This is a genomic window from Enterobacter sp. RHBSTW-00318 (assembly GCF_014101375.1).
Taxonomy (GTDB): domain Bacteria; phylum Pseudomonadota; class Gammaproteobacteria; order Enterobacterales; family Enterobacteriaceae; genus Enterobacter; species Enterobacter ludwigii.
Genome location: NZ_JABXQH010000001.1, coordinates 543,254 through 567,997 on the forward strand (window position 1 = coordinate 543,254; position 24,744 = coordinate 567,997).

The 24,744-nt window shown below is 52.5% G+C and carries 21 protein-coding genes and 2 pseudogenes; 9 read left to right on the forward strand and 14 right to left on the reverse strand.

Annotated features, from left to right (window positions below; genetic code table 11):
• Positions 1-4: 4 nt before the first annotated feature.
• The 3 genes from HV157_RS02655 to HV157_RS02665 form a co-directional block, all read right to left on the reverse strand.
• Positions 5-196 carry a YnbE family lipoprotein gene (locus HV157_RS02655; RefSeq protein ID WP_014169918.1) on the reverse strand — a complete coding sequence of 64 codons (192 nt, stop codon included), beginning with the start codon at positions 194-196 and terminating at the stop codon, positions 5-7.
• Positions 193-2,832 carry a YdbH family protein gene (locus HV157_RS02660; protein WP_149376585.1) on the reverse strand — a complete coding sequence of 880 codons (2,640 nt, stop codon included), beginning with the start codon at positions 2,830-2,832 and terminating at the stop codon, positions 193-195. Before HV157_RS02660 ends, HV157_RS02655 begins: the two co-directional genes overlap by 4 nt.
• A gap of 217 nt (positions 2,833-3,049) precedes the next feature.
• Positions 3,050-3,373, reverse strand: a complete 324-nt coding sequence (locus HV157_RS02665) for a hypothetical protein (RefSeq protein WP_049022804.1) — start codon at positions 3,371-3,373, stop codon at positions 3,050-3,052.
• Positions 3,374-3,625: 252 nt separating this feature from the next.
• On the opposite strand from HV157_RS02665, the gene HV157_RS02670 reads away from it, so the two are divergent.
• On the forward strand, positions 3,626-4,615 hold the full coding sequence (locus HV157_RS02670) for a 2-hydroxyacid dehydrogenase (protein ID WP_032678075.1): 990 nt from the start codon (positions 3,626-3,628) through the stop codon (positions 4,613-4,615).
• 33 nt (positions 4,616-4,648) lie between these two features.
• Here HV157_RS02670 and HV157_RS02675 read toward each other — a convergent pair whose 3' ends face one another.
• Positions 4,649-5,845: an MFS transporter gene (locus HV157_RS02675; RefSeq protein WP_182268543.1), complete on the reverse strand. Its 1,197-nt coding sequence runs from the start codon at positions 5,843-5,845 to the stop codon at positions 4,649-4,651.
• 219 nt (positions 5,846-6,064) lie between these two features.
• Between HV157_RS02675 and HV157_RS02680 the strand changes: the two genes are divergently transcribed.
• The 3 genes from HV157_RS02680 (at position 6,065) to iraP (ending at position 8,101) form a co-directional block, all read left to right on the forward strand.
• The gene (locus tag HV157_RS02680) at positions 6,065-6,673 is read left to right on the forward strand and encodes a TetR/AcrR family transcriptional regulator (protein ID WP_074146999.1); all 609 of its coding nucleotides are present in this window, start codon (positions 6,065-6,067) and stop codon (positions 6,671-6,673) included.
• 51 nt (positions 6,674-6,724) lie between these two features.
• Positions 6,725-7,630 carry an alpha/beta hydrolase gene (locus HV157_RS02685; RefSeq protein WP_182268666.1) on the forward strand — a complete coding sequence of 302 codons (906 nt, stop codon included), beginning with the start codon at positions 6,725-6,727 and terminating at the stop codon, positions 7,628-7,630.
• A gap of 135 nt (positions 7,631-7,765) precedes the next feature.
• Complete coding sequence (gene iraP, locus HV157_RS02690; protein ID WP_014169912.1) at positions 7,766-8,101, forward strand: anti-adapter protein IraP; 336 nt, start codon at positions 7,766-7,768, stop codon at positions 8,099-8,101.
• Positions 8,102-8,188: 87 nt separating this feature from the next.
• On the opposite strand, the pseudogene HV157_RS02695 reads toward iraP, so the two are convergent.
• Positions 8,189-8,596 (reverse strand): annotated as a pseudogene (locus tag HV157_RS02695) (Asd/ArgC dimerization domain-containing protein); the annotation flags it as partial.
• 67 nt (positions 8,597-8,663) lie between these two features.
• Between HV157_RS02695 and HV157_RS02700 the strand changes: the two are divergent.
• Together HV157_RS02700 and HV157_RS26420 are read left to right on the forward strand one after the other, a co-directional pair.
• Positions 8,664-9,644: an IS5-like element ISKpn26 family transposase gene (locus HV157_RS02700; RefSeq protein WP_000019450.1), complete on the forward strand. Its 981-nt coding sequence runs from the start codon at positions 8,664-8,666 to the stop codon at positions 9,642-9,644.
• Positions 9,626-9,811 (forward strand): hypothetical protein, encoded by a 186-nt coding sequence (locus HV157_RS26420; protein ID WP_346010510.1) that lies wholly within the window; start codon positions 9,626-9,628, stop codon positions 9,809-9,811. Before HV157_RS02700 ends, HV157_RS26420 begins: the two co-directional genes overlap by 19 nt.
• 383 nt (positions 9,812-10,194) lie before the next feature.
• Here the strand turns inward: HV157_RS26420 and HV157_RS02705 are convergent, their stop codons facing one another.
• The 6 genes and pseudogenes from HV157_RS02705 to dcp all read right to left on the reverse strand — a co-directional run bounded on the left by HV157_RS02705 (position 10,195) and on the right by dcp (position 18,988).
• Positions 10,195-12,378, reverse strand: coding sequence for a peptidase domain-containing ABC transporter (locus HV157_RS02705; RefSeq protein ID WP_182268665.1), 2,184 nt, complete (start codon positions 12,376-12,378; stop codon positions 10,195-10,197).
• A complete protein-coding gene (locus tag HV157_RS02710; protein WP_113656160.1) occupies positions 12,378-13,631 on the reverse strand; it encodes an HlyD family efflux transporter periplasmic adaptor subunit in 1,254 nt (417 codons plus the stop codon). Before HV157_RS02710 ends, HV157_RS02705 begins: the two co-directional genes overlap by 1 nt.
• A gap of 297 nt (positions 13,632-13,928) precedes the next feature.
• Positions 13,929-14,909 (reverse strand): IS5-like element ISKpn26 family transposase, encoded by a 981-nt coding sequence (locus HV157_RS02720; RefSeq protein ID WP_000019445.1) that lies wholly within the window; start codon positions 14,907-14,909, stop codon positions 13,929-13,931.
• Between the two features lie 957 nt (positions 14,910-15,866).
• The gene (locus tag HV157_RS02730) at positions 15,867-16,199 is read right to left on the reverse strand and encodes a hypothetical protein (RefSeq protein ID WP_127913522.1); all 333 of its coding nucleotides are present in this window, start codon (positions 16,197-16,199) and stop codon (positions 15,867-15,869) included.
• A gap of 588 nt (positions 16,200-16,787) precedes the next feature.
• A pseudogene (locus HV157_RS26205) lies at positions 16,788-16,868 on the reverse strand (hypothetical protein); the annotation flags it as partial.
• A gap of 86 nt (positions 16,869-16,954) precedes the next feature.
• Positions 16,955-18,988: a peptidyl-dipeptidase Dcp gene (gene dcp / locus HV157_RS02735; RefSeq protein ID WP_182268540.1), complete on the reverse strand. Its 2,034-nt coding sequence runs from the start codon at positions 18,986-18,988 to the stop codon at positions 16,955-16,957.
• Positions 18,989-19,130: 142 nt separating this feature from the next.
• Between dcp and ydfG the strand changes: the two genes are divergently transcribed.
• Both ydfG and HV157_RS02745 read left to right on the forward strand, forming a co-directional pair.
• The gene (gene ydfG / locus HV157_RS02740) at positions 19,131-19,877 is read left to right on the forward strand and encodes a bifunctional NADP-dependent 3-hydroxy acid dehydrogenase/3-hydroxypropionate dehydrogenase YdfG (RefSeq protein ID WP_020884259.1); all 747 of its coding nucleotides are present in this window, start codon (positions 19,131-19,133) and stop codon (positions 19,875-19,877) included.
• A 91-nt stretch (positions 19,878-19,968) separates the two neighbouring features.
• A complete protein-coding gene (locus HV157_RS02745) occupies positions 19,969-20,655 on the forward strand; it encodes a GntR family transcriptional regulator (RefSeq protein ID WP_014169893.1) in 687 nt (228 codons plus the stop codon).
• A 35-nt stretch (positions 20,656-20,690) separates the two neighbouring features.
• On the opposite strand, the gene HV157_RS02750 is transcribed toward HV157_RS02745, so the two are convergent.
• On the reverse strand, positions 20,691-21,122 hold the full coding sequence (locus HV157_RS02750; RefSeq protein WP_182378393.1) for a universal stress protein: 432 nt from the start codon (positions 21,120-21,122) through the stop codon (positions 20,691-20,693).
• A 289-nt stretch (positions 21,123-21,411) separates the two neighbouring features.
• Here HV157_RS02750 and ydfZ point away from each other — a divergent pair, with 289 nt between their 5' ends.
• On the forward strand, positions 21,412-21,615 hold the full coding sequence (gene ydfZ / locus HV157_RS02755; protein ID WP_013096785.1) for a putative selenium delivery protein YdfZ: 204 nt from the start codon (positions 21,412-21,414) through the stop codon (positions 21,613-21,615).
• Positions 21,616-21,658: 43 nt separating this feature from the next.
• Here the strand turns inward: ydfZ and HV157_RS02760 are convergent, their stop codons facing one another.
• Both HV157_RS02760 and HV157_RS02765 read right to left on the reverse strand, forming a co-directional pair.
• Positions 21,659-23,122 (reverse strand): fructuronate reductase, encoded by a 1,464-nt coding sequence (locus tag HV157_RS02760; RefSeq protein WP_182268539.1) that lies wholly within the window; start codon positions 23,120-23,122, stop codon positions 21,659-21,661.
• A gap of 220 nt (positions 23,123-23,342) precedes the next feature.
• The gene (locus HV157_RS02765; protein ID WP_182268538.1) at positions 23,343-24,722 is read right to left on the reverse strand and encodes an MFS transporter; all 1,380 of its coding nucleotides are present in this window, start codon (positions 24,720-24,722) and stop codon (positions 23,343-23,345) included.
• Positions 24,723-24,744: the final 22 nt, after the last annotated feature.

The window sequence follows — 24,744 nt, forward strand, 5'->3', positions numbered from 1 at the left end:
ATCCTCAGAACAGATCGCTGCGCGATTTCAGCAGGGTTTCAACGTCTTTATCGACCTTAATGTGGATCTCATGTTCGATTTTGACATTCATATTGATGGTAATCGGCTCCTTCGGCGCGGCGACTTCAATGCGCGGCGTACAGCCGGTCAGTAGCGCGGCAACGGCAACGGTGAGCACACCAGCCATCTTTTTCATTGTTGTTCCTCACTTTCCTTGCCAGTCGAACTGCGGATACCAGGTATTGCCGCGTGTTGCTCAAACCAGGTTTGCAGGTTGTCTCCAAAACGCAGGCTACGCCAGAGGGTAAAGACATTCTCTTCATGGGTATAGTTCAGATTAACGTAGCTGCTTTTACCCTCTACCCGGCTGGTTCCCTTAAGGGTCGCCTGCATGGTTAATTCACCCAGATTATCTAAATTGATTCTTGTCCACGAGCGAGAAATTTCCATATAGCGCAGCCAGTTAATTGCGGCGCCCGCCACCATATTATCTTTTACGATAGCGTCCGCCGTGTCTTTATCGATACGCAGCGTCATCGGGCCGGGGTTGGTCAGCCAGCCATCTTTGATGATCCATTTTTCATTGTCCAGCCAGAACGGCAGCGCCCCGCTCACCGGGCCAGACATCGCAAACTGCTTCGGATTAACGGCACTGATCAGCTCGCTGGAGGAGATATTGTCTACCCGCAACAGCGCCGGATCGTGTTGCGGCATCCTCAACTGCTGCATGGTGATTTTTCCGCCGAGGGTTTCCACCTTCACATTGGTGAGCAGAAGCGGGTTCGCCTCACTCCAGGGGTAGTCACCCTGCAGGTCCGCCGTGATATTCCGCGCGGTCACCAGGTTTACCACCTCGCCAATCCGCAAGGTTACCGGGCCGCGCGTTCCCAGCGACCAGGTGCCCTCACTAAACCGGAACGGCAGGACAAAGTCGACGCCGTTGATCTGGTTGTCTGGCATCCAGGCGCTACCGGCTTTCAGTACGCCGTGACCGCCCGCCTCAAAGCCCTGACCCGCGGCGGCCGAGAAGGCCACCTGCGCATACAGTTCGCCGTCACGCAGCGTCATTTTCCAGTCTGGCGGGATCAACGGCTGGAACACGGTGAGCGATTGTTTCGGCCACCAGGCCTGCCCGCGAAGGCGTTCCCCGTCCCAGCGTCCGTTCACCTGTACCGGACCGATAGCATCGGCATGCAGATCGCCCTTGAACTGGAACAGTGTCGGGTCTGTTCCGTCTACGCTGAAGGTCAGCACCGACGGCGGCAATACGCTGCCGCCGCTGAAACGGGTTTGCCCGGCATTCAGTGACAGCGCTCCGCTGAACGTCGGTTTGTCAGGATCGCGATACCAGCGCACCGGGTTATCCAGCACCAGACGGGGTTTACTGACCTCCATGGCACCGTACTTGAGCTGGTCGAAACCGGTTGAAAGCGCGGTCAGCTCAATAAGTTTGTCGCGCCATTCGCCTTTTCCGGCAACATCCCAGCGCGCATTCATTGGGGTGAAGCCCCCTTTGCCCCAGTAGCGCCACTGCCACAAGCCGTTGTCGGGTAAAAAGTCACTGGCCTGACCATCCAGATGCAGTTCAAAATCACCCATCTCGTTCTCGTGCGCCCGCAAAATGGCCTGCAGGCGTCCATCGACCCCCTTTTGGGTCAGCTTAACGCCCGCCAGCGGCCAGCGAATTTCATCAATATCCAGTGAATCGATAATGCGACCACGTGAGCGCAGCAGCGCGCCCGGCTCAAAGGAGAGCTGCGGTTCATACAGGCTTCCGGTCAGTTTTGCCGGCAGTCTGGCATAGAGCACCAGGTCGTTATGTTTCGCCTCGCCGCTCAGATGAAGCGGCATGTCGCTTTGTTCCATACTGAGCCTGCCCGGTCCGATATTCAGCACCGCGTTACCCTTCCCCGCATCCCCTTGAGTGAGCACATTCAGACGCCCGGTCAGGGTCGCTTTCTCAAGCCCCGCCTGCCAGTTATCGACACGAAGGCCAACGCGCCCGCTCAGCGGCATGCCGGAAAGGTTCCAGTTCCAGCGTCCGTCACTGATATTCAGCTGTTCCGCGGTTATTTGCCATGGCAGATCGAGCAGCGGATCGGGGTTATCCCGCGCCATGACCACCAGTTGCCCCTGATTGGCTTCCCAGTCGAGATCGGCATCGACCAGCGAGGTTAACTGTGGCACGTTAAAGGTCGCAACCGCATGGCCTTTAACCGGCACGCCGTCCGGCACCAGCGGCAGGGTGAATTGTCCCACCAGTTTTATCGGCTGTGGCTGGTCGGGAAGTTGTACATCGAACTGGGTGACAGAGAGGGTCTGACCGCGGAGCATCCCTTTAATACTGACCTGCTCACCTTTGTAGGCAATCTCCTGGCGCGCGGGCGTCAGCGACGCCTGAAGTTCTCCCTGCCACTGCTGCCAGGGCGAGAGCGTCAGACGATGGACAGTAAGCCAGGTATTCGGTAACACCGCCTGCCACTGCGCCAGCGTTTTGGGCGCGACCGTGGACGGTGCGGACTGGGGAATTTTATTGAGGCAAACGGAGTTCAGTTCGAGCGCGCCGACATCCAGTTTCCAGCGGCTGGGGTGCGACAGGGTCGCGTTATCGACTCGGGCAATTTCGCAGTCATCCACAAGATAGCGAAGATCGGGGATGATCAGGGCATGACGCGTGAGTCTGGGACTTTGTTCAAAGGCGATGCGTGTCCCGACAGGAAGCCAGATCCCGGCAAGGGTTGGTACCCACTGGGCAAGGGTCATCAGCAGCGTCAGCGGCACCAGAATGAACAGCAGTAAGAGCGCAATTGCGGCTTTGTATGTACCCCTCATGGGCAGTTAATATCCTGATTTAGCGAAAGAATTAAGCCGACAGTGCCGATCATTGTCGCATGTTTAGCCAGTCAGTTGAAGAGAATGCCAAATTTAAGGATAGATGCTCTGACCGTATGCGCTAAAAATTTTATTATACTTAACGTCAATAAGTCATCTTAAATTCAATGGGTTAGGCTGTATTTCAAGACGACCTTCAGCGTTGTAGCGTCAAAAGTTAGAATTTGTTGCGCGGCATTGCCAGCAGGTAAACCATCGCAAAAACCAGGGAACCCCAGTACACCGAGTCATATAGAAAAGGATCAAAATCTATGTGCAAAAATCCATTCACAAACTCATGCCCATTCGCAAAAATGTTTATCTGTACGGCAGCGACTGCAATCACGAGCAATGTATAAGCAATGAAGAGAGGGTATTTGCGGAGTCGGTTGATTTTTATCTTCCCCAGATACAGGAGGACAAAAATTGCAATAGATACAATAAAATAGCAAAAAGCGGGCCACATAGGTGGATTTAGGGATAACTCAAGTTGTGGTGACATAATCAATTCTCTTTAGCAATCTGGTACATCTGCCATCCTGTAACGCTTCCACTTCGCCCACCTTCTGACACCTCCGCCCCAGGGTGCATCAAATCTATACTTAAGCAGGGGTGTAGATTGAATATCATAGAGTTAACGGGTAAAGATGCTCTAAAATAATTGATAGAACTTATTGAATTCAATAATATTTCAGAAATTGTAAGATAATTTTAATCATGCTAACGTGAATGCAAAATCACTGGAGAAAGTCTTATGAAACTCGCGGTATATAGCACAAAGCAGTACGACAAAAAGTATCTGCAACATGTTAACGAGGCTTACGGGTTTGAGCTTGAATTTTTCGACTTTCTGCTGTCCGAAAAAACCGCCAAAACGGCGCACGGCTATGAAGGCGTTTGCATTTTTGTGAATGATGATGGCAGCCGTCCGGTGCTGGAAGAGTTGAAAAAACAGGGCGTGAAATATATCGCCCTGCGCTGCGCTGGCTTCAACAACGTGGATCTTGATGCCGCAAAAGAGCTGGGGCTGAAGGTGGTCCGCGTCCCGGCATATTCTCCGGAAGCGGTCGCGGAACATGCCATCGGTATGATGATGTCGCTGAACCGTCGTATTCACCGTGCTTATCAGCGTACCCGTGACGCCAACTTCTCTCTGGAAGGACTGACCGGCTTTACCATGTATGGTAAAACCGCGGGCGTTATCGGTACCGGTAAGATTGGCGTCGCCGCCCTGCGCATTCTGAAAGGGTTTGGTATGCGTCTGCTGGCGTTTGATCCGTACCCAAGCGCTGCCGCGCTGGATCTGGGCGTGGAATATGTCGACCTGCCGACGCTGTTTTCACAGTCTGACGTTATCTCCCTGCACTGCCCGCTGACGCCGGAAAACTACCACCTGCTCAACCAGGCGGCGTTTGACCAGATGAAAGATGGCGTGATGATCATCAACACCAGCCGCGGCGGGTTGATTGATTCCCAGGCCGCTATTGAAGCGCTGAAAACCCAGAAGATTGGCGCGCTGGGGATGGACGTGTATGAGAATGAGCGCGATCTGTTCTTTGAAGACAAATCTAATGACGTGATCCAGGACGACGTATTCCGCCGTCTGTCTGCCTGCCATAACGTCCTGTTCACCGGACACCAGGCGTTTCTGACTGCCGAAGCGCTGATCAGCATTTCAGAAACCACGCTGGGGAACTTGCAGCAGCTGGAAAAGGGGGAAGAGTGCCCTAACGCTATCGTGTAAACCTATGTGCCGGGTGCGGCTCTGCCCGGCCAGCTACGCCCGGTCTGGTGCCCAGCTCCGGTGAGCAAAGCGCCACCAGAGCAGGACAGCCAGCAGCGCAATGGCGCTGAGCACACTAAAGGCCGTCGCAAAAGAGTAATGACCGGCAATGGTGCCGGTTAACGCCGGGCTCATTGCTGCCCCGCCCCCCTGCATCAGCATTACCACACTCTGCCCGGCATTCACGTGCCCACTCCCGCGCAACAGCACCACGATAAACGACGGCACGACAACGCCCAGGATCCCCGCGGCCAGACCATCAAGAATTTGTACCGGGATCATCATCAACGGGGCGTCTGTGGAGGCTGCCAGTGCCGCCCGAACGGGCATGATCAACAGGGCCAGCATGATGAGACGCCAGTAACCGTAGCGCTCAATTCGGCCTGCCACCCCAATGGCGACGGGGATCATCACCGCCTGAGAAATGATGACGGTGGCCGCCGCAAATAATCCGGGATTGATGGTTGCCGGTGCCGCAGCAACCCTCATGCTCAGCATCGGCAGCAGTGCGGCATTGGCCAGATGGAACAGCAGCAGCGTCAACCCGGTTATCAACAGCGCCCGGTTTTTAATCAGCACCGCGACGCCGGGGACTGGTTGACGGGCTGAAGAGGTCAGCCCCCGCGCCGCATCGTTGTCGATATCTGTATGACGAATGGCAAGCAGCGCGCACAACGTCAGAAGCGTAGTACTGGTCATCAGCAGGAAAATGCCCCCGACACCCCAGAACCAGGCAATGCCGCCTGCAATCACCGCCGTCAGGAAATTGCCGGCGTGGTTGAACGCCTCGTTCTTCCCCATCTGCGCGCTAAACCCGCCCGGGCCCGTCAGACCCAGCGTAATACCCGCAATCAGTGGCCCCACAAACGCCGCGCAGATACCGGTGATAATTTGCGAGACGGCGACGACGCCGCTCTGCTGACTAAACCAGAGCAGCAGCGTACTCAGCGTAATGGCGATACAAAGCAGTGCCAGAACCGAACGCTTATTGCGGGAGGTATCCGTAATAAATCCCGCCGGCAGCGTTGCCAGTAATCCCGCCAGCCCCCCGGCGGTCATCAGGATGCCGATATCATCCGGGGTCCAGTGACGTTCTGTCAGGAAGATGCCGAGAAAGGGCCCGAGGCCATCGCGAACATCAGCAATGAAAAAACTTGTCAGGCACAACGCCCGCAGTGAACGAAGAGACATACTTCCTGCCTTTTGCATATTGGCTGGCTCTGTTAGCGACGGCCTGTACGTTCGACGCCCTGTTAAAATCACGATGCAGTATACCGGAGCGTGTTGAAGCTAAAATGACCACTCCACTCTTCTGCCGCGGCAAACTCTTTTTATAGAACTTCACGCTTTCCAGATACGCCCATTTATGGGAGTATTTAGGAATCGATTGTTTCCTAAATGATGAGCACAATGTCTGAGAAGCTACAGAACGCACGCGAGCGCGGACGTCCGCGGCAGTTTGATCTCGATGCGGCCCTGGATCTGGCGATGCCGGTATTCAGAGAAAAGGGTTACCACAGCGCGTCGATTAGTGACCTGAGCGACGCGATGCAGCTCACTGCGGGCAGTATTTATAAAGCCTTTCACGATAAACGTGGCCTTTTCCTGCAGGTATTCGCACGTTATACCTCCCTGCGTAATCAATCGTTGCGCGAGCGTCTGGCGCGACAACCTGATGGCCGGGCCAAAATAGCCGAGCTGCTGAACTTTTATCTTGAATCGGCCAGCGCTGTCGAAGGGCGCCGCGGCTGCCTGGTGGTCGGCAGCACCCTTGAACTCAGCCAGTTTGACGGCGAAATTGCCGGGCTGGTGCAGAGCGCGCTTGCGCGAAATCAGCACGCGATCCTCCAGCTGATCGAACAGGGTATGCAGGACGGTTCAGTTAATTCACGTCACGACGCACAGGCGTTGAGCGGCGTACTGCTGTGCCTGGTCCTGGGCATGCGTGTGGCGGGCAAAGCCGGAGAATTACCGGCACGCGAACGGCTGGTAGAGACGGTGATGGCGCTACTCGCCTAAAAAATTTACCCATAAAGGAAATGATCATTTCCTAAACATCTGGAGGTAGTTATATTTGAGAATTCAATCCCCCTTCCGTGGTCGCAGCCTGTCGCGGACTTGCCCGGTTTTGCGCACTATTACTCAACGGTCGATGGGGTTCGTCTGCACTATGTCAGAGGCGGACAGACGCAAGGTGAAACAATCGTGCTGCTTGCAGGCTTCCCGCAAAGCGGGTTTGCCTGGCATAAGGTGATGGCTCTTTTAGCCGATCGTTACGATATCATCGCACTCGACCTCCCGGGCCAGGGCGACTCCGATAAGCCACAGTCTGGCTACGATACCCTTACGCTTGCCAGTTCGGTTTTTGGGCTGGTGCAGGCACTTGGGATCACAAGACATTACCTGGCCGCCCACGATGTAGGTGCATGGGTTGCCTGGCCGTATGCCCTGCGTTATGAACAGCAGGTAATCAAGCTGGCTCTGCTTGATGCCGGTATCCCGGGTATTACTTTGCCGGACGCCCTGCCCGCGACGCCAGAAAAAGCCTGGAAAACCTGGCACTTCGCGTTTCATCTTCTCCCCGACCTGCCGGAAGCCTTAATTAGCGGGCGTGAAGAGATTTACCTCGAATGGTTCCTGCGGCGAAAAACTGCCAGTCCGATGGCCTTTAGCGATGCGGATATCGCCCGGTATGTCCGCCTGATGCAGCAAAACGGGGCGCTGCGTGCCGGGCTGGCCCCTTACAGAGAAGCGGCGGTCTCCGCTGTTCAGAACCGGACGCTGGCTGAAACGCAAAAACTTCGGGTGCCGCTGCTGGCCGTCAGTGCCGATCAGGGTTCGATTGCCGATATGGCTGCCCCGCTTCGCCAGTTTGCAGAGACGGTGAGTGGCATTACGCTTGCTCATTGCGGTCATTTCATTCCCGATGAACAACCTCAGGCCCTGAGTGAGGCCCTGGCAGACTTCTTCCGTTAACAGGAAGCGCACGGTGTTGATCACTGCTGGCACCGTGCCCTGCTTCATCAACAAAGACAATTGCTGTCGCCATAAAATAAACCTCGCTCAAAATTTATTAAGGAGTTAATCTCGCAAAGAAAATAAGGGGGCATTATGAAAAACTTGATACTCAGTGTTATCGCAAAAATTTCCAAAATGGACGCTGAAGCTAAAGAGCTGGCGGCCAAAGTAGAAGCGCAGTCTTTGTTGATAGGCGCGTTGTTACTGACCATTGGTAAAAATGGCGGTATGAACGAAATGCTCGAGAATGTCAGAAAAGCGATCAACGCAGCGCTTGAAGCAGCAGATACGCCGCTCAAATCCGACGCTGAAATGTTACTGAACGAATTCAATAACCTGATTTTATTAACCCAGCTACTCGAAACTAATGACTCAGAGATAAGTATCGAATCATTAAAGGAAGCCCCAGGCGAAACGGCCTCAGATTGAAACCATTCCTTGAGGCTGGAGTTAAGTCTCCAGCTTCTCGTTAAACCCACGCCTTACGCGCAGCGCGCCACGGCCGTGTGAGCGTGATTAGACTTTGCCAGACAGAATATTCAACATCCGTCGCAAGGGTTCCGCAGCGCCCCACAACAGCTGATCGCCGACCGTCAGAACCGAGTAAATAGGGTCATTGTTAAGCGACATTTTCTTGTAACGGCCAATACCCACCTGCAGCGAACCGCTAATGTTAGCGGGAATCAATTTACTGACACTGTCATCCTTATTATTGGGCACATAGTTAACCCATGGATGGGAATGCGTCACAAGCTCTGCAAATTCTTCTTCGCTGACTTCACGCTTGAGCTTCAGGGTTATTGCAGCACTATGGCAACGGATCACACCGACCCGAATACACAAGCCATTTACTGCAATCGTACCCGGAGAGAGACCAAGAATTTTGTTCGTTTCTGCCTCACCCTTCCATTCTTCTCTGCTATGGAAGGTGCGAACAAGTTCCTGATATGAGATCATCATATTCATCCGGAGCGCATCCCAGAGGGACATCATGAGCCATCAACTCACCTTCGCCGATAGTGAATTCAGCACTAAGCGCCGTCAGACCCGAAAAGAGATTTTCCTCTCCCGCATGGAGCAGATTCTGCCATGGCAGAATATGACCGCTGTCATCGAGCCGTTTTATCCCAAGGCGGGCAATGGCCGACGGCCCTATCCGCTGGAGACCATGCTGCGTATTCACTGCATGCAGCATTGGTACAACCTGAGCGACGGTGCCATGGAAGATGCCCTGTACGAAATCGCCTCCATGCGCCTGTTTGCCCGATTATCCCTGGATAGCGCCCTGCCGGATCGCACCACCATCATGAATTTCCGCCACCTGCTCGAGCAGCATCAACTGGCCCGTCAATTGTTCAAGACCATCAATCGCTGGCTGGCCGAAGCAGGCGTCATGATGACCCAAGGCACTTTGGTGGATGCCACCATCATTGAGGCACCCAGCTCTACCAAGAACAAAGAGCAGCAACGCGATCCGGAGATGCATCAGACCAAGAAAGGCAATCAGTGGCACTTTGGCATGAAGGCCCACATTGGTGTCGATGCCAAGAGTGGCCTGACCCACAGCCTGGTCACCACCGCGGCCAACGAGCATGACCTCAATCAGCTGGGTAATCTGCTTCATGGAGAGGAGCAATTTGTCTCAGCCGATGCCGGCTACCAAGGAGCGCCACAGCGCGAGGAGCTGGCCGAGGTGGATGTGGACTGGCTGATCGCCGAGCGTCCCGGCAGGGTAAAAACCTTGAAGCAGCATCCGCGCAAGAACAAAACGGCCATCAACATCGAATACATGAAAGCCAGCATCCGTGCCAGGGTGGAGCACCCGTTTCGCATCATCAAGCGGCAGTTCGGCTTCGTGAAAGCCAGATACAAGGGGCTGCTGAAAAACGATAACCAACTGGCGATGTTATTCACCCTGGCCAACCTGTTTCGGGTGGACCAAATGATACGTCAGTGGGAGAGATCTCAGTAAAAACCGGAAATAACGCCAGAAATGGTGGAAAAAATAGCCTAAATAGGCTGATTCGATGTGTTTGCGGGAAAAAAATCGGCCCAGATCCGCGAAATTTTAATCAACGAGTCAGCTTGGGAAGACATGACCTGCTTATTCGCACCTTCCCTAACGTAAATGCCTCATAAGATTTGCATACAAGCTTCAAAGCCATTTGATAATTTTCAAGAAGTAAATAGCACTTTCCTATATTCCCATAATGTGTGGCAAACGTAGTATCTTTCACGCCAGCGTCACCACCACCCAGCAGTACGATCGCCGTGGCGAAGCACGCCTGCGCACGGCCCGCGATCGTCTGAACCTGACCTGAATTCAGAATCTTATTAAGTAATTAAGTTAACAAGATAATAACCATGTAGGTTCTGACCGCGCACATAGCAGGATATGGTTACTCAGCCAAAACTCCTCTAAAGTGATCCAGCTGGTTACCCCCTTCTGAATCAGGGGGTGGTTTGGAGTTTAGCGGGGTACCGGCATTTTACATTGAGGTAATTTTTGTCCCACTCCTTCATTAAGATGAATAGATCTCATCCCCCTCTTCGATTATGCACGGGTGCCGCAGTTCCGTTAAGGCCCCTTCAGACAGATAAAGAACCCTGTCTGCAGATGCTATGGTTTCCGGACGATGGGCAATAAGAAGAACAGGCAGACCCAGCTTGCGTAGCGTCTGACTTATCTGTATTTCACACTCAACATCAAGATGACTCGTCGCTTCGTCCAGTAACAAAAATCCCGGTTTCTTGTACAGTGCTCTTGCCAGCAGAATACGCTGTTTCTGGCCTCCGGAAAGCCCTCCGCCGGTTTCACCTATTAATGTCTGATATCCCATTGGCATTGCCATGACATCACTGTCAATCTGGGCAAGGCGGGCACACTGAATCATTCGTTCAGTGTTTCGGTCATCACTGAAAAAGATGATGTTATCGGCAATGGAACCACGGAAAAGATGATCATCCTGCAAGACGGTACCAATGCGCCGGCGCATCCGGTAGTAATCCGGGTGTGAATGTGGAATGCCAAATGTTCTGATCGTTCCTTCATCTGGAATATAAATCCCCAGAATAAGCTTTACCAGCGTCGATTTACCGCATCCGGATTTGCCAGTGATGGCGACGACTTCGCCAGGATGAAGCGTCAGCGATATCCCGTGGAGCAATGGCTTATTGCTGCCTTTATGGCTGAAAATGATATGCGTTAGTGTCAGCGGAAGGGCTGAATTTTCGGTGGCACTGTCTCGAAAAGCCGATTGCATGGTTAATGGGCTGCCATATTCCTGAGCGGGTGGTGGCTGATGGCCTTCTGTCGGGGTGAGCACAATGTCAGCCAGACGCTCGTTATAAACATCGAGCATACGCCAGGCAAAAAACTTGTCTGTCAGGCTGCTGATACTGGAAGAAAAACGCATCTGGTAAGACAAATAGGCAACAAGCATACCGACGGTAAAGGTCCCGTTCAGCACTTCATCCGCTCCTTTCCACAAGATTGCCACCGATACCATACTGCCGGACAGAGTATGCGCAATGTCATAGCACATCAGCAGGCGGCTCTGGCGTAACTGCGTATTCCTGCGGGCGACATTAAGGTTCAGCCATGCTGCTTCACGGTGTGCAGTAACGCCGTTGATTCTCAGGCTCAGGATCCCGTTAAGGGTTTCAAGAAAATGGCCTGATTCTCTGGCACTGGCATCCCATGCATCCTCCGCTGATTGTCGCAGGGATGGATACCACAACGCTCTCAGTACACCGTAGATGAAGGCGGCCAGTATTGCTATCAATGTCATCTCTGGGCTGTACAGCAACATCATGCTTAATGCGGTTACTACAAGCAGTACATCCAGGATCCCCTCCAGAACCTGCGTAGTCAGCGCCTGCTGGATGGTGTCTACCGCATCAAACCGGGCATTAATACTCCCCTTGCTGCGCGCATCAAACCATGACAGGGGGAGCCGGACCAGATGATGAAATACTCTGGCCGTCCACTGCATATTAAAATTGACCGAAAGGGTTATACTGGCCCACTGACGGGCCAGCGACAGCAACATCTGTGTCAGAGAAAGCAGTATCAGGGCAATAATGATGACGCTTAAAAGGCCTCGATCGGCATCAACCAGTACCTCATCAATTACTAATTGGTTGAGAAGAGGACTTCCCAGCGTTAAGAGCTCCAGTGCCAGTGCAAAAATGATAATATATGACATTGCAGGAAGCAGGCCGGCCGTCTGACCTGTGAGCTGGCGCAGGCGAATTTTTTTTCTTTCGTCTCTGGTTGTGAAATCGCTGGCTGGCATCAGCTCCAGCGCCACCCCGGTGAAGTGTTTTCCTGCCTCCTGCAGGGAGAGGGTGATTTTCCCTTTGTCGGGATCATGCACTGTCAGCTTGTTCCCGCGGACCTTGTGGAGCACGACGAAATGATTCATATTCCAGTGGAGAATGCATGGGAGAGACAGGGATTTCAAATCTTCCGGCTCTAATCTGACAGCGCGAGAAGACATCCGGATACCCGCAGCACACTCAATCAGTCTTTGCAGGGTCATTCCGTGAGTACTGATACTGAAGCGTTCTCGGAGAGTGGGCAAATCCGTCTGGAGACCATGCCAGCACGCCATCATCGCAAGGCACGCCAGACCGCATTCTGCTGACTCGGTCTGGCGGATAACGGGAAGCTGTCTTCTCCCTGTCCAGTTTAGTGTTCCCATTACAATTTTCCTTTCAGGCTCCAGAGCGGCTCTGTCAGCCACTCCCATAAATGTCGAGTATCCAGACTGACATCCCCCTCAAGTGTCATACCGGGGCGGAGGGCTTCTTTTTTTCCATAGGCCAGGATAAAGGTGTTATCAGGGACGACAATGACACGGTAGTGCCCTTCATTCTCCTTCCAGGTGACAGGAGATATGGAGAGTAAATCCGAAGGAGTCAGCGTTGTACGGCTGATTTCATGTATTGTTCCGTACTGAACACCAAACTTCTGATAAGGGAAGGCTGCGAACCGCAAAGCCACACGCTGCCCTGGCTGGATGAATCCGGCATTCTGACTCGTGGCATACAGTTCAATCTGCAGACTTGCATTGTCCGGTACCACCGTCATCACCGGCTCTGATGCTCTGACAGACTGCCCCTGCCTGACCAGCACAGTTGCAACAGTGCCGGATACCGGCGACGTCAGGGTTAGATTCTCCTGTCCGGACAGTTCGTCCTGCTGTTGCCTGATCTCCTGCAGTTGTCTGCCTAGTTCGGCGTTTCGGCTTTCGCCCTGGACATTGAGGTGATTGAGATCGTCTTCAGCGGTTTTGAGTGTGGTACGTAACTGCAGTACACCCTGCCGCTGATCCTCTGCGTTTTGCTGTGCTGCGGAGACGTCGATCTGTTTCTGCTGGAATTCGATTTCAGAAACGTAATGCGTGCCAGCCAGTATTTCATAACGTCTCATGACTCCGGTCGTCAACTGAACCTGCCGTTCAGCCAGCATCAGACGTTGCTCTGCACTTTTAACCTGTGAATGCAGGAAAGCAATGCGCTGCCGCACTGCTTCCTGCTGTTGCTGGTTATCCCGCACCTCGGAAGCTTGCTGAGAGGCCAGCAGGGCATACTGTGTTTTCAGGGAGAGATTCATGGCAGCCAGCGTACCGGTTCCCTGCCCGTTAAAATGTTCACCGCTGATATGATACAGAGGCTCGCCAGCTACCACGTACTGCCCTTCTGATACCGCCACTCGGGTAACATATCCGTTATATTGAGGTGTTATTTTTATCAGTCCGGAGGATGGCATTACTATACCGGTGAGATGTGCCTTACGAGTATAACTGGCTGAATATACGAATATTATTATGCACAGGAGCGTCAGTATAGTCACTGAAGAAAATACAGTTAAGGAAAAGGATGCGGGTAAGATAATGGTCCCGTACTCGTTATCACTATGATAGTTAAGCGCTTCGTCCCTGAATATTTTCATTTTAAAAAACATTTAAATTAGACAATAAAATTACGAAGCAATTCATAAATGAATGTAAAATAATTGATGGCAACAAACTTCCAGATTTCAATCTTGCAAAAGAAAATATAAGAGAAACAACAAACAGTACAGTAAAATCAAGCGCACTAGGGAAGGTGCGAATAAGCAGGTCATTTCTTCCCAAGCTGACTCGCTGATTAAAATTTCGCGGATCTGGGCCGATTTTTTTCCCGCAAACACATCGAATCAGCCTATTTAGGCTATTTTTTCCACCATTTCTGGCGTTATTTCCGGTTTTTACTGAGATCTCTCCCACTGACGTATCATTTGGTCCACCCGAAACAGGTTGGCCAGGGTGAATAACATCGCCAGTTGGTTATCGTTTTTCAGCAGCCCCTTGTATCTGGCTTTCACGAAGCCGAACTGCCGCTTGATGATGCGAAACGGGTGCTCCACCCTGGCACGGATGCTGGCTTTCATGTATTCGATGTTGATGGCCGTTTTGTTCTTGCGCGGATGCTGCTTCAAGGTTTTTACCTTGCCGGGACGCTCGGCGATCAGCCAGTCCACATCCACCTCGGCCAGCTCCTCGCGCTGTGGCGCTCCTTGGTAGCCGGCATCGGCTGAGACAAATTGCTCCTCTCCATGAAGCAGATTACCCAGCTGATTGAGGTCATGCTCGTTGGCCGCGGTGGTGACCAGGCTGTGGGTCAGGCCACTCTTGGCATCGACACCAATGTGGGCCTTCATGCCAAAGTGCCACTGATTGCCTTTCTTGGTCTGATGCATCTCCGGATCGCGTTGCTGCTCTTTGTTCTTGGTAGAGCTGGGTGCCTCAATGATGGTGGCATCCACCAAAGTGCCTTGGGTCATCATGACGCCTGCTTCGGCCAGCCAGCGATTGATGGTCTTGAACAATTGACGGGCCAGTTGATGCTGCTCGAGCAGGTGGCGGAAATTCATGATGGTGGTGCGATCCGGCAGGGCGCTATCCAGGGATAATCGGGCAAACAGGCGCATGGAGGCGATTTCGTACAGGGCATCTTCCATGGCACCGTCGCTCAGGTTGTACCAATGCTGCATGCAGTGAATACGCAGCATGGTCTCCAGCGGATAGGGCCGTCGGCCATTGCCCGCCTTGGGATAAAACGGCTCGATGACAGCGGTCATATTCTGCCATGGCAGAATCTGCTCCATGCGGGAGAGGAAAATCTCTTTTCGGGTCTGACGGCGCTTAGTGCTGAATTCACTATCGGCGAAGGTGAGTTGATGGCTCATGATGTCCCTCTGGGATGCGCTCCGGATGAATATGATGATCTCATATCAGGAACTTGTTCGCACCTTCCCTAGAATATTGGGTATGCATCCCACAAAAAACTGCAGATGATAACATCACGGGCCAAATAACATTACCTTTGAATATGCCACTAAAAAAATCAATTAGACAACCTCTGTAGATACATTCTTCAGAGAAAGGTATGATAAAGATGGCAAATAAATAAGGGATGATATGGTCAGTTGAAATATGAAACACCCCAAAGTTTGGTTCTCGCTTTACATAAAAGATGATTTGAATAAAAATTATCAAAACTAAAAATTTAAATAAAAGCATTTTACTGCCGAGTTTCAAACAGCATTTATAGATGTAAGAAATAACCCAAGCGCCAAGGATGCCTTCTGTAATATACATTGCGTACAATGATTTTTCCAGACCAATCCACCTTGTAGTCAGAAGAGGTAGTGAAGTAATTGCAATGGAAAAAAGAACTGGCACCAGATAAAATATTATGTTCTTCCTGAAGTCCACGCCGCATCCTTAAATTTTATCCAATCATATACAGGGTTAGATGTGTCAATACATTGCAGACAAGCACACATGCAAGGTAGAAATTTCTACTGGGTTTTATATCCAGTTACTCGAATATAGAGTCGAATCCCCCATCTGGTTATGGCTAAAAGGACGATAATCATGACCATGAACTTTGCAATCGTTTCACTGCGCGATGCTGCATTGAGGTCAAGAACGTTAGCGAAATTCAATAGTCCAAAACCAAGTATGAAAAGGAGTAAATACGTTAAGAAATATATAATTTTTTTCATAAATAACATGGCCAAAAGAAAGACGTTAATAATCCCACTATTACTGCATCATCATGAATCACACAATGGCTAATAAATCAGCCAGTCAGAATGATTATAGTGGGATTTAGTGTAATTATTTTTTTTAAGTCAAAATTACCAGCGACACTGACCAGTAAAGTCACTGGATTTCTGATTACTACCTTTGCAATCTGCCTTGCTACTAAAACTATCCTTGGTACACTGACCGGCAATGGCCCCGCCAATAACGCCAGCAGCCATACCAAGTGGTCCGCCAGGAGAACCAGCAACTAAACCCCCGATAATTCCAGCACCGCAGGAGTCAACGCCATTATAAATATTACTATTTTTGGAGCCTGAATTTTTTGAACCCGAATTTGAACTAGAGCTGCGGTCATGATCTCCTGCATTTCCACCACCACTCACCTGAGCTACTTCAAAGAAACTTAACTCTCTGATACTTGACATAAAATCCCTCTTTTTCTAGGTTTTGCATTTTGTGCGCTTTGACTATTGCACGCAATAAAAGTGTGTGAAAAGCTAATGATTGTAAACATTTGTAAGTTTGAGTTTAATTAACAGCATTAAGATTTAAAAGATGCTGCTCGCTCAACCCCGTTATTTTTACAACTACTTATCTTTGTAGGCGTACGATTCTGGGTAACTTATAAAGATTGCAGCCAGAATCAATCTCAAAATGGGATTGGTGCGTAACATGTTTTATTATGTAGTTAAACCTTATTCTAACATTTTGTGCTGGATGTAGCAGATAGAAGGAGTTAAGCTGTTTAAGTTGTTTTAGTGTGCAGAAAATTCGCAACTCTTTGAAATGGCTACATTTATCATAATTTCAATGGGTTAGGCCGAAACGTTTAACGGACATCTACGGACGTGCACTGTCTTTTTGGTGCCCCTATCGATGTCCCTTCTTTCTAAATGCCCCCAAAATCCCCCTTTGCGCAGCTCCTTCCAGTTTGTCCACGACCCGCTTTACCGCCTCTCTGACTTCCATCATCATGCTCCTGTTTCAAAATCATAAAGGGTTGAGCTGGGCCACCCCTGGCTGAAGAAGTCACCCAACATTATTCCGGCTTTCTGGTAACGATGGCCATCCTTCCAGATTTTATCCAGGCACTTTATGTGGCGTTAATGATTTTGGGGAAGAAAAAATCGGGCAAAATCCGGGCACCGCGCCCGGTTCTGCTTCCAGCCTGAAAAAGCCCTTAAGCACTCAATCCACGATTATCCAGCATCGGTTCAATCCTCGGATCGTGCCCACGCCACTGGCGGTAAAGTTCAGCTAAATCACTACTATTGCCGCGAGATAAAATCGCCTCGCGGAATGTCTGCCCGTTTTCGCGGGTTAAGCCGCCCTGCTCAACAAACCACTGATAGCCATCGTCTGCCAGCATTTGCGTCCACAGGTAAGCGTAATACCCCGCCGCATAGCCGCCGCCGAAGATATGGGCGAAGTAGCTGCTGCGATAGCGCGGTGGAACGGCGGGCAGATCCAGCCCCTCTTTGTGCAGTGCTGCCGCTTCAAAGGTGTCAACATCGTCCACGGGTTCGCTGATGCCGTGCCAGTTCATATCCAGCAGCGCAGCGCTAAGCAGCTCGGTCATGTCATAACCTTTATTAAACTGCGTCGCGTTAAGCATTTTATCGCGCAGCGCCTCCGGCATCGGCTCTCCGGTCTGATAGTGGCGGGCATAGTGGGCAAACACCTGCGGATGGCTCGCCCAGTGCTCGTTGATTTGCGATGGGAACTCGACAAAATCACGCGGCGTATTGGTGCCGGAGAGGGAGGCGTAGCGCTGGCTGGCAAACAGACCGTGCAGCGTATGACCAAACTCGTGGAACAGAGTGACCACATCGTCCCAGGAGATCAGCGCCGTCTGACCGTTAGCCGGTTTTTGATAGTTGCAGACATTGTAGATAACCGGGCGCGAGGCAAACTCATACGATTGCTCGACGAAATTCCCCATCCACGCCCCACCGGCTTTCGATTCGCGGGCAAAGAAATCACCGTAGAACAGCGCCATCCCTTCGCCGGTATGGTCGAAAATTTCCCACACGCGGACATCAGGATGGTAAACCGGAATATCGAAACGCTCGACAAAGCGGAGGCCAAACAGCTGGCTTGCAGCCCAGAATACGCCATCCTGCAACACGGTGTTGAGCGCAAAGTACGGCTTGATTTGCGACTCGTCGAGGGCATATTTCGCCTGGCGCACACGCTCGGCATAAAAGGCCCAGTCCCACGCCTGCACGGTGAACCCGCCCTGCTCGTCATCAATCACTTTTTGGATATCGGCTTGCTCAAGCGTCGCTCGGGTACGTGCGGCGGGCACAATTCCGCGCATAAAAGCCAACGCGGCGGCAGGTGTTTTCGCCATTTGATCGGCGATACTCCAGCTTGCGTAGTCCTCAAACCCCAACAATTTTGCCTGACGCGCACGCAACGCGGTGAGACGCAGGATCAGTGCCCGGGTATCGTTTTCATCCCCTTTCTGGGTACGCGTCCAGCCCGCGTTAAATAAATTTTCCCGCGTCTGACGGTCACGCAGCGCAGAAAGTGCGGGTTGTTGAGTGGTATTCAGCAGCGGAATCAACCAGCGATCGTTCAGCCCTTTCTCCGCGGCGGCATGGGCAGCCGTTGCAATCTCGTCAGGACTGAGTCCATCAAGCTGATGAGCATAATCCACGACCAGCCCACCGGCTTTGGTGGCGGCCAGCAGACGCTGATTAAACTGGCTGGTGAGGGTCGCCGCCTCGGTATTCAGCGCTTTCAGCTCCGCTTTTTCTGCATCATTCAGCCGCGCACCAGCCCGCACAAAGTGCTGGTACGTCTCTTCTGCCAGCCGACGGGATTCGGCGTCCAGCGCAGCACAATCCTGCCAGACGCTCTCCACGCGAGAGAACAGCGTGTCGTTAAGCCAGATATCGTTCGCCAGGGCAGCAAGCTCGGTAGAGATCTGCTCTTCAAGCGCCTGTAAGTCATCATTGGTGTGCGCAGAGGTCATGGCGAAGAAAACACTGCTGACACGCGAGAGCATGGCACCGCTTTTTTCGAGTGCCAGCACGGTATTGTTGAAATCGGGGGCGGCCGTTTGCGCGACAATCGCGTCAATTTCGGCTCGCTTCTGGCGTATCGCTTCATCGAATGCCGGGCGGTAGTGACCGTCGTTGATTTCGTCGAATCGGGGTGCCTGATAAGGCAACAGGCTGCTTTCAAAAAAGGGATTAGTGGCCGACATCTTTCACTCCTGAGTACGGTTATCTTCCCAGAGTAGGCCAGGCCGCCACTGCCTGCAATGCCGTCATACAAATGTTGCCTTAACGCATCCTTCGCGGCCGTGCTATGTTAGTACAACACAAAAAGCGTTGAGGAACAGTGAGATGATTATTTTAGTTACCGGGGCAACGGCAGGTTTTGGTGAAAGCATCACGCGTCGCTTCGTCGCCAACGGGCATAAGGTGATTGCGACGGGTCGTCGTCAGGAGCGTCTGCAGGAGCTGAAAGATGAACTGGGTGACAGCATCCTGACCGCGCAGCTTGATGTCCGTAACCGTGCCGCCATCGAAGAGATGATTGCTAACCTGCCGGCCGAATGGCGTGCCATTGACCTGCTGGTCAACAATGCCGGTCTGGCGCTCGGTATGGAGCCTGCCCACAAAGCCAGCGTCGAAGACTGGGAAAACATGATCGACACGAACAACAAAGGGCTGGTGTACATGACCCGCGCCGTGCTGCCAGGCATGGTTGAGCGCAATCGCGGCCACATTATTAACATCGGTTCTACCGCCGGAAGCTGGCCTTATGCGGGCGGTAATGTTTATGGCGCGACCAAAGCCTTCGTGCGTCAGTTCAGCCTTAACCTGCGTACCGATCTGCACGGCACCGCCATTCGCGTGACCGATATTGAGCCGGGCCTGGTAGGCGGAACCGAATTTTCTAACGTTCGGTTTAAAGGTGATGACGCGAAAGCAGACAAAACCTACGAGAATGCGAACGCCCTGACGCCGGAAGATGTCACCGAAGCGGTCTGGTGGGTGGCAACGCTGCCAAAACACGTCAACATTAACACGGTAGAAATGATGCCAGTCAGCCAGAGTTTTGGCGGACTTAGCGTCCATCGTGGCTAACATTGCCCTTCCCGGCCTGCGGGCCGGGTCTGTTTCAGGCCATAAAAGAATGGTAGTATGTTCAGGCTAACTCTCTGAGAAATGACAACTCATGGCCGCTGAATCGCAACTCAATCCTACCCAGCCCGTAAACCAGCAAATCTATCGCATTTTGCGACGTGATATTGTCCATTGCCTGATCCCACCCGGAACGCCGCTCTCTGAAAAAGAGGTGTCCGTGCGGTTTGACGTGTCCCGCCAGCCCGTGCGTGAGGCGTTTATCAAGCTTGCAGAAAACGGTCTGATTCAGATCCGCCCGCAGCGCGGCAGCTATGTGAACAAAATCTCGCTCTCCCAGGTGCGTAACGGGTGTTTTGTCCGTCAGGCCATTGAGTGCGCGGTGGCGCGCCGGGCCGCATCCTTGATTGATGACAACCAGTGCTACCTGCTGGAGCAAAACCTGCATCAGCAGCGTATTGCGATTGACCGCAAACAGCTCAACGACTTCTTCCAGCTTGATGACGAGTTTCACCAGAAGCTGGCGCAAATTGCAGACTGTCAGCTGGCCTGGGACACGATTGAAAACATCAAAGCCACCATCGACCGCGTGCGCTATATGAGCCTCGACCACGTCTCACCACCGGAAATGTTGCTCCGACAGCATCATGATATTTTCAGTGCGCTGGAAAAACGCGATCAGGACGGTGTAGAAAAAGCGATGACGCTGCACCTGCAGGAAATCAGCGAATCCGTACAGTTAATTCGTCAGGAAAACAGCGACTGGTTTAGCGAAGAGTAAAATACGCCGCCCCCGTTTCGGTTGCGGCGAAGAGATTAGCGAACCACCAGCACCGGAATACTCGCATAGCGCAGGATAGATTCCGCATTTGAACCGAGCAGATGGGTGCTGATGCTCGGTTTTTTCGACCCGATGACGATCACGTCATATTCCCCTTCTTTGCTCAGTTTGATAATTTCGTCACGCACGTTGCCAAAGCAGACCAGGCTGTGGATATTCTCCCCGGGGAGATCAAACAGCCTTTTTAGCTCGTTCATTTTCTTCCCGGATTCTGCGGTCATAAACGCTTCAAACTTTTTGATATCGGCGTTGAATCCGCGCAGCAACGAGCGGCTGCTGTTGGGGAGAATGTTCACCAGCGTAATCGACGCACCTTCCGCCTTTGCAAGGTTGGCCGCGTGGCGAACCGCTTTGTCGCTCAATTCCATTTCAAATACATCAACAGGCATTAAAATCTTCTTATACATAAGCCTGACTCCTTATTCCTGTGAAAGGGGTATTCCCTGCTTCAAGAATGACAGCCGGAATATAAACAAACCCTAAACGCTTGCCCGCAGAAACTATCAATAAAGGAAAATAAATGTGGGCTTTGTAAATTGCTGTCGTGAACCGTCAGCACCCACCAATATTGAGAAAAAAGTGTGAGTTTGATCAAAAACAAAAAAATGAGATGCAGACAGGCGTATTTATAGTGCCCCGTGAACGGTGAAACCTGAAATAGCGCCGTAACGGATAAGTGAGAGAGGAGAAAATACCATGATGACATACGACCGTAACCGTAACGCAATTACCACCGGCAGCCGTGTAATGATCAATGGCACAGGACACACCGGCGTGATTAAAGCGATCCACAGCGAAGGGCTGGATGCCGCGCAGGTGCGTCGCAGCAAAACGGTAGAAGTGGAAGGTTGCGAAGGTAAGTTCGAACCGATTGAACTGATTCGCCTGGGTATGCACTGATTCATGCGACATCATGCCGCCGCATGCGGCGGCATGTGATGACTTAGCCGTTCGCCGCGTACTCTGCGACCGTGGCTTTTGCACCTTTTTGCAGTAACGTCTGGTAAGCACGCATTACCGCATCCACAAAGACGGTTTCATGCGGGAGTTCTTTGCCAAAAATGGCCTCAATGCCCAGCAGCGCCTTCACCCGGTCTTCGCCCTCAGCACTTCCCTTCACCGCCGCCTGAATGACCGCCAGCTGCGGGTCGCTCACGTCGATAGCGTTGCCCTGCTCATCGACACCACCGACATACCGCATCCAGCCTGCAATGCCTAATGCCAACAGCGGGAAGCTTTTTTGATGCACCAGATGCCAGCGCACGGAATCGAGCATACGCTGCGGGAGCTTCTGGCTGCCGTCCATCGCGATTTGCCAGGTACGGTGACGTAACGCCGGGTTGCTGTAGCGGGCAATCAACAGGTCAGCATAGTGGCCTAAATCAACGCCTTTCACTTTTAAGGTCGGCGCCTGCTCGTTCAGCATCAGCGCATGGGCGGCAGTACGGTAGTGCGCGTCTTCCATGCAGTCGTTGATATGCGGGTACCCCGCCAGATAGCCAAGATACGCGAGGAAAGAGTGACTGCCGTTAAGCATGCGCAGCTTCATCTCTTCAAACGGAATGACGTCTGAAACCAGCTCCGCCCCGGCCTTTTCCCACTGTGGACGGCCTGCGACAAAGTTGTCCTCAATCACCCACTGACGGAACGGTTCGCACGCCACGCCTGCCGGGTCACGAACGCCGGTCAGCTGTTCAATTTTATCCAGCGTCTCCGGTGTAACCGCGGGAACAATGCGATCCACCATGGTGGACGGGAAAGTGACGCTGGATTCAATCCAGTCTGCCAGCTCGCCGTCAACCGCGCGGGCATAAGCGCAGGTCACATTACGCATGACGTGACCGTTCTCCGGCATATTGTCACAGGACATGACGCTAAACGCGGGCAGCCCGGCAGCTTTGCGTCGCGCGAGTGCTTCCACCACCACACCCGGCGCAGATTTCGGCTGATGCGGGTTTTGCAGGTCGGTGGTGATTAACGGGTGATCGAGCATCAGTGTCCCGGTCGCCGGCGAGTGGCAATATCCCTTTTCAGTAATGGTGAGCGAGACAATCGCCACCTGCGGCTCACACAGTGCGGCCAGCACGCGTTCCAGCCCGTCAACCTGGGCATGCAGTGCGTTCCTGACCACGCCCACCACCCGCGATGTCCACGCATCGGCAGACATTTCCGCCACGGTGTAGAGATGATCCTGTGCGTTCAAATCGGCAATCTGCTGTTCACCGCCAATCAGGTTTACCTCACAGTAACCCCAGTCGCTGTTGTGTTCCGCGGCGAGAATGTCGGCGTACACCGCCTGATGCGCACGGTGAAATGCGCCAAACCCTAAATGAACAATGCGTGCCTTGAGGCGATCGCGATCGTACTGAGGAAGCGTCGCTTTCGCCTGTAATAACCGGTTTTCCATGATTAAGACTCGTTAAGTTATGTACGCTGGGATTCGCTGCCGCTCTAAACGAGCAGCAGCGCCTGCTGACTACACCAACTAGAATGGCAGTCGGGGTAAAAAAGAACTGCCATTAACCATACTGATCCTGCAGTTTGAGATTTTGATTTATATTAACTTTTACGCATGTGGTGTGACATAAACATAAAGTTGTGTGACAGGTCACTCAAGATATAAACCATTACCGCCGCGATGAAACCGCCCCATAGCCGACGGAATCACGTGCCGGCCCCTCCGCCGCATCTTCCGCCACGCTCAAATCACGATCGCAGACCTCTGGCATGCAGATGGCGGCGATCAGCCCAATCACGGAGTAGGCGATCATCATGGCGACAATTGGCCACCAGGAACCGGTCATATTGCAGAAGATCCCGGCGAGCACTGGCCCGAAGCCTACCGCCACCAGCCCGCCCGCCTCTTTTGAGATAGCCATCCGGGTAAAGCGGTTACGCGAGCCAAACATCTCCGCCATCGTGATGTTTTCCAGGGCGAACAGTCCCAGTACGGCGAAATTATGGATAACGATGATGGAAAGCATGATCACACCCGGCGCATAGCTCTTATCAACGATAATCGACAGCATCGGGTACGCCAGAATAATAGCGGAGATATTGAGCAGAATGTACGGCAGACGACGCCCCACTTTATCGGAGAGCCAGCCCAACAGCGGGATAGAGATAAACCCGAGAATTGAGCTTATCATCAGCGCATCGGTGGGGATCGCTTTATCGAACAGCAGCGTCTGAACCAGATACCCGGCAAGAAACGTCTGGATCAGACCCGAATTCCCCGCCTGACCAAAACGCAGCCCGGTTGCCAGCCAGAAGGACTTACTCTTCACCATCGCTGCAAATGATAAATCATGTTTTGTCACCAGTGCGGTTGTCTCAGCCTCGTTCACTTTTTCAAATACCGGGCTCTCCTTGAGGTTCATTCGCAGCCAGATTGCGAAGATCATTACCACCACGCTTGCAAGAAACGGTACACGCCAGCCCCAGGCAACCAACTGTTCGCGGTCGAGGGCGAAGAACATAATTGCCCAGATAGCCGTTGCACTTAGCGTCCCGCAGTTGGTGCCCATCGCCACCAGCGAGGAGATAATGCCGCGTTTCCCTTTAGGGGCGTACTCCGCCAGCATGGTCCCGGCACCGGAGATTTCAGCCCCTGCTCCCAGCCCCTGGATGATACGCAGCGTCACTAACAGGACGGGCGCGAAAATCCCAATCTGCGCGTAGGTCGGCAAGACCCCGATCAGGGTCGTGCAGATCCCCATCATAGTAATGGTGATAAACAGCACCTTTTTTCGGCCAATGCTGTCGCCCATTCGCCCGAAGATAAAGGCGCCGACAATGCGCGCGATATAGCCTGCGCCGTACGTCCCCATCGCCAGAATCAGCGCCATTGCGGCCGATTGTTCCGGGAAGAAGATCTCATGGAATACCAGTGCGGCCCCCAGCGAATAGAGCTGGAAATCCATAAACTCCAGTGCGGTGCCCAGCCAGCCGGAAACGGCGGCTTTCACCAGATCTGAAGTCGTTCTTTGTGGTTGTGTTTGCGTCATAATGGCTATCTCTGCAAGGTAA

Bases quoted from the DNA above. Each gene is read 5' to 3' on its own strand.
- HV157_RS02655 (WP_014169918.1), bottom strand. From the start codon at position 196: ATGAAAAAGATGGCTGGTGTGCTCACCGTTGCCGTTGCCGCGCTACTG.
- HV157_RS02660 (WP_149376585.1), bottom strand. From the start codon at position 2,832: ATGAGGGGTACATACAAAGCCGCAATTGCGCTCTTACTGCTGTTCATT.
- HV157_RS02665 (WP_049022804.1), bottom strand. From the start codon at position 3,373: ATGTCACCACAACTTGAGTTATCCCTAAATCCACCTATGTGGCCCGCT.
- HV157_RS02670 (WP_032678075.1), top strand. From the start codon at position 3,626: ATGAAACTCGCGGTATATAGCACAAAGCAGTACGACAAAAAGTATCTG.
- HV157_RS02675 (WP_182268543.1), bottom strand. From the start codon at position 5,845: ATGTCTCTTCGTTCACTGCGGGCGTTGTGCCTGACAAGTTTTTTCATT.
- HV157_RS02680 (WP_074146999.1), top strand. From the start codon at position 6,065: ATGTCTGAGAAGCTACAGAACGCACGCGAGCGCGGACGTCCGCGGCAG.
- iraP (WP_014169912.1), top strand. From the start codon at position 7,766: ATGAAAAACTTGATACTCAGTGTTATCGCAAAAATTTCCAAAATGGAC.
- HV157_RS02700 (WP_000019450.1), top strand. From the start codon at position 8,664: ATGAGCCATCAACTCACCTTCGCCGATAGTGAATTCAGCACTAAGCGC.
- HV157_RS02705 (WP_182268665.1), bottom strand. From the start codon at position 12,378: ATGGGAACACTAAACTGGACAGGGAGAAGACAGCTTCCCGTTATCCGC.
- HV157_RS02710 (WP_113656160.1), bottom strand. From the start codon at position 13,631: ATGAAAATATTCAGGGACGAAGCGCTTAACTATCATAGTGATAACGAG.
- HV157_RS02720 (WP_000019445.1), bottom strand. From the start codon at position 14,909: ATGAGCCATCAACTCACCTTCGCCGATAGTGAATTCAGCACTAAGCGC.
- HV157_RS02730 (WP_127913522.1), bottom strand. From the start codon at position 16,199: ATGTCAAGTATCAGAGAGTTAAGTTTCTTTGAAGTAGCTCAGGTGAGT.
- dcp (WP_182268540.1), bottom strand. From the start codon at position 18,988: ATGTCGGCCACTAATCCCTTTTTTGAAAGCAGCCTGTTGCCTTATCAG.
- ydfG (WP_020884259.1), top strand. From the start codon at position 19,131: ATGATTATTTTAGTTACCGGGGCAACGGCAGGTTTTGGTGAAAGCATC.
- HV157_RS02745 (WP_014169893.1), top strand. From the start codon at position 19,969: ATGGCCGCTGAATCGCAACTCAATCCTACCCAGCCCGTAAACCAGCAA.
- HV157_RS02750 (WP_182378393.1), bottom strand. From the start codon at position 21,122: ATGTATAAGAAGATTTTAATGCCTGTTGATGTATTTGAAATGGAATTG.
- ydfZ (WP_013096785.1), top strand. From the start codon at position 21,412: ATGATGACATACGACCGTAACCGTAACGCAATTACCACCGGCAGCCGT.
- HV157_RS02760 (WP_182268539.1), bottom strand. From the start codon at position 23,122: ATGGAAAACCGGTTATTACAGGCGAAAGCGACGCTTCCTCAGTACGAT.
- HV157_RS02765 (WP_182268538.1), bottom strand. From the start codon at position 24,722: ATGACGCAAACACAACCACAAAGAACGACTTCAGATCTGGTGAAAGCC.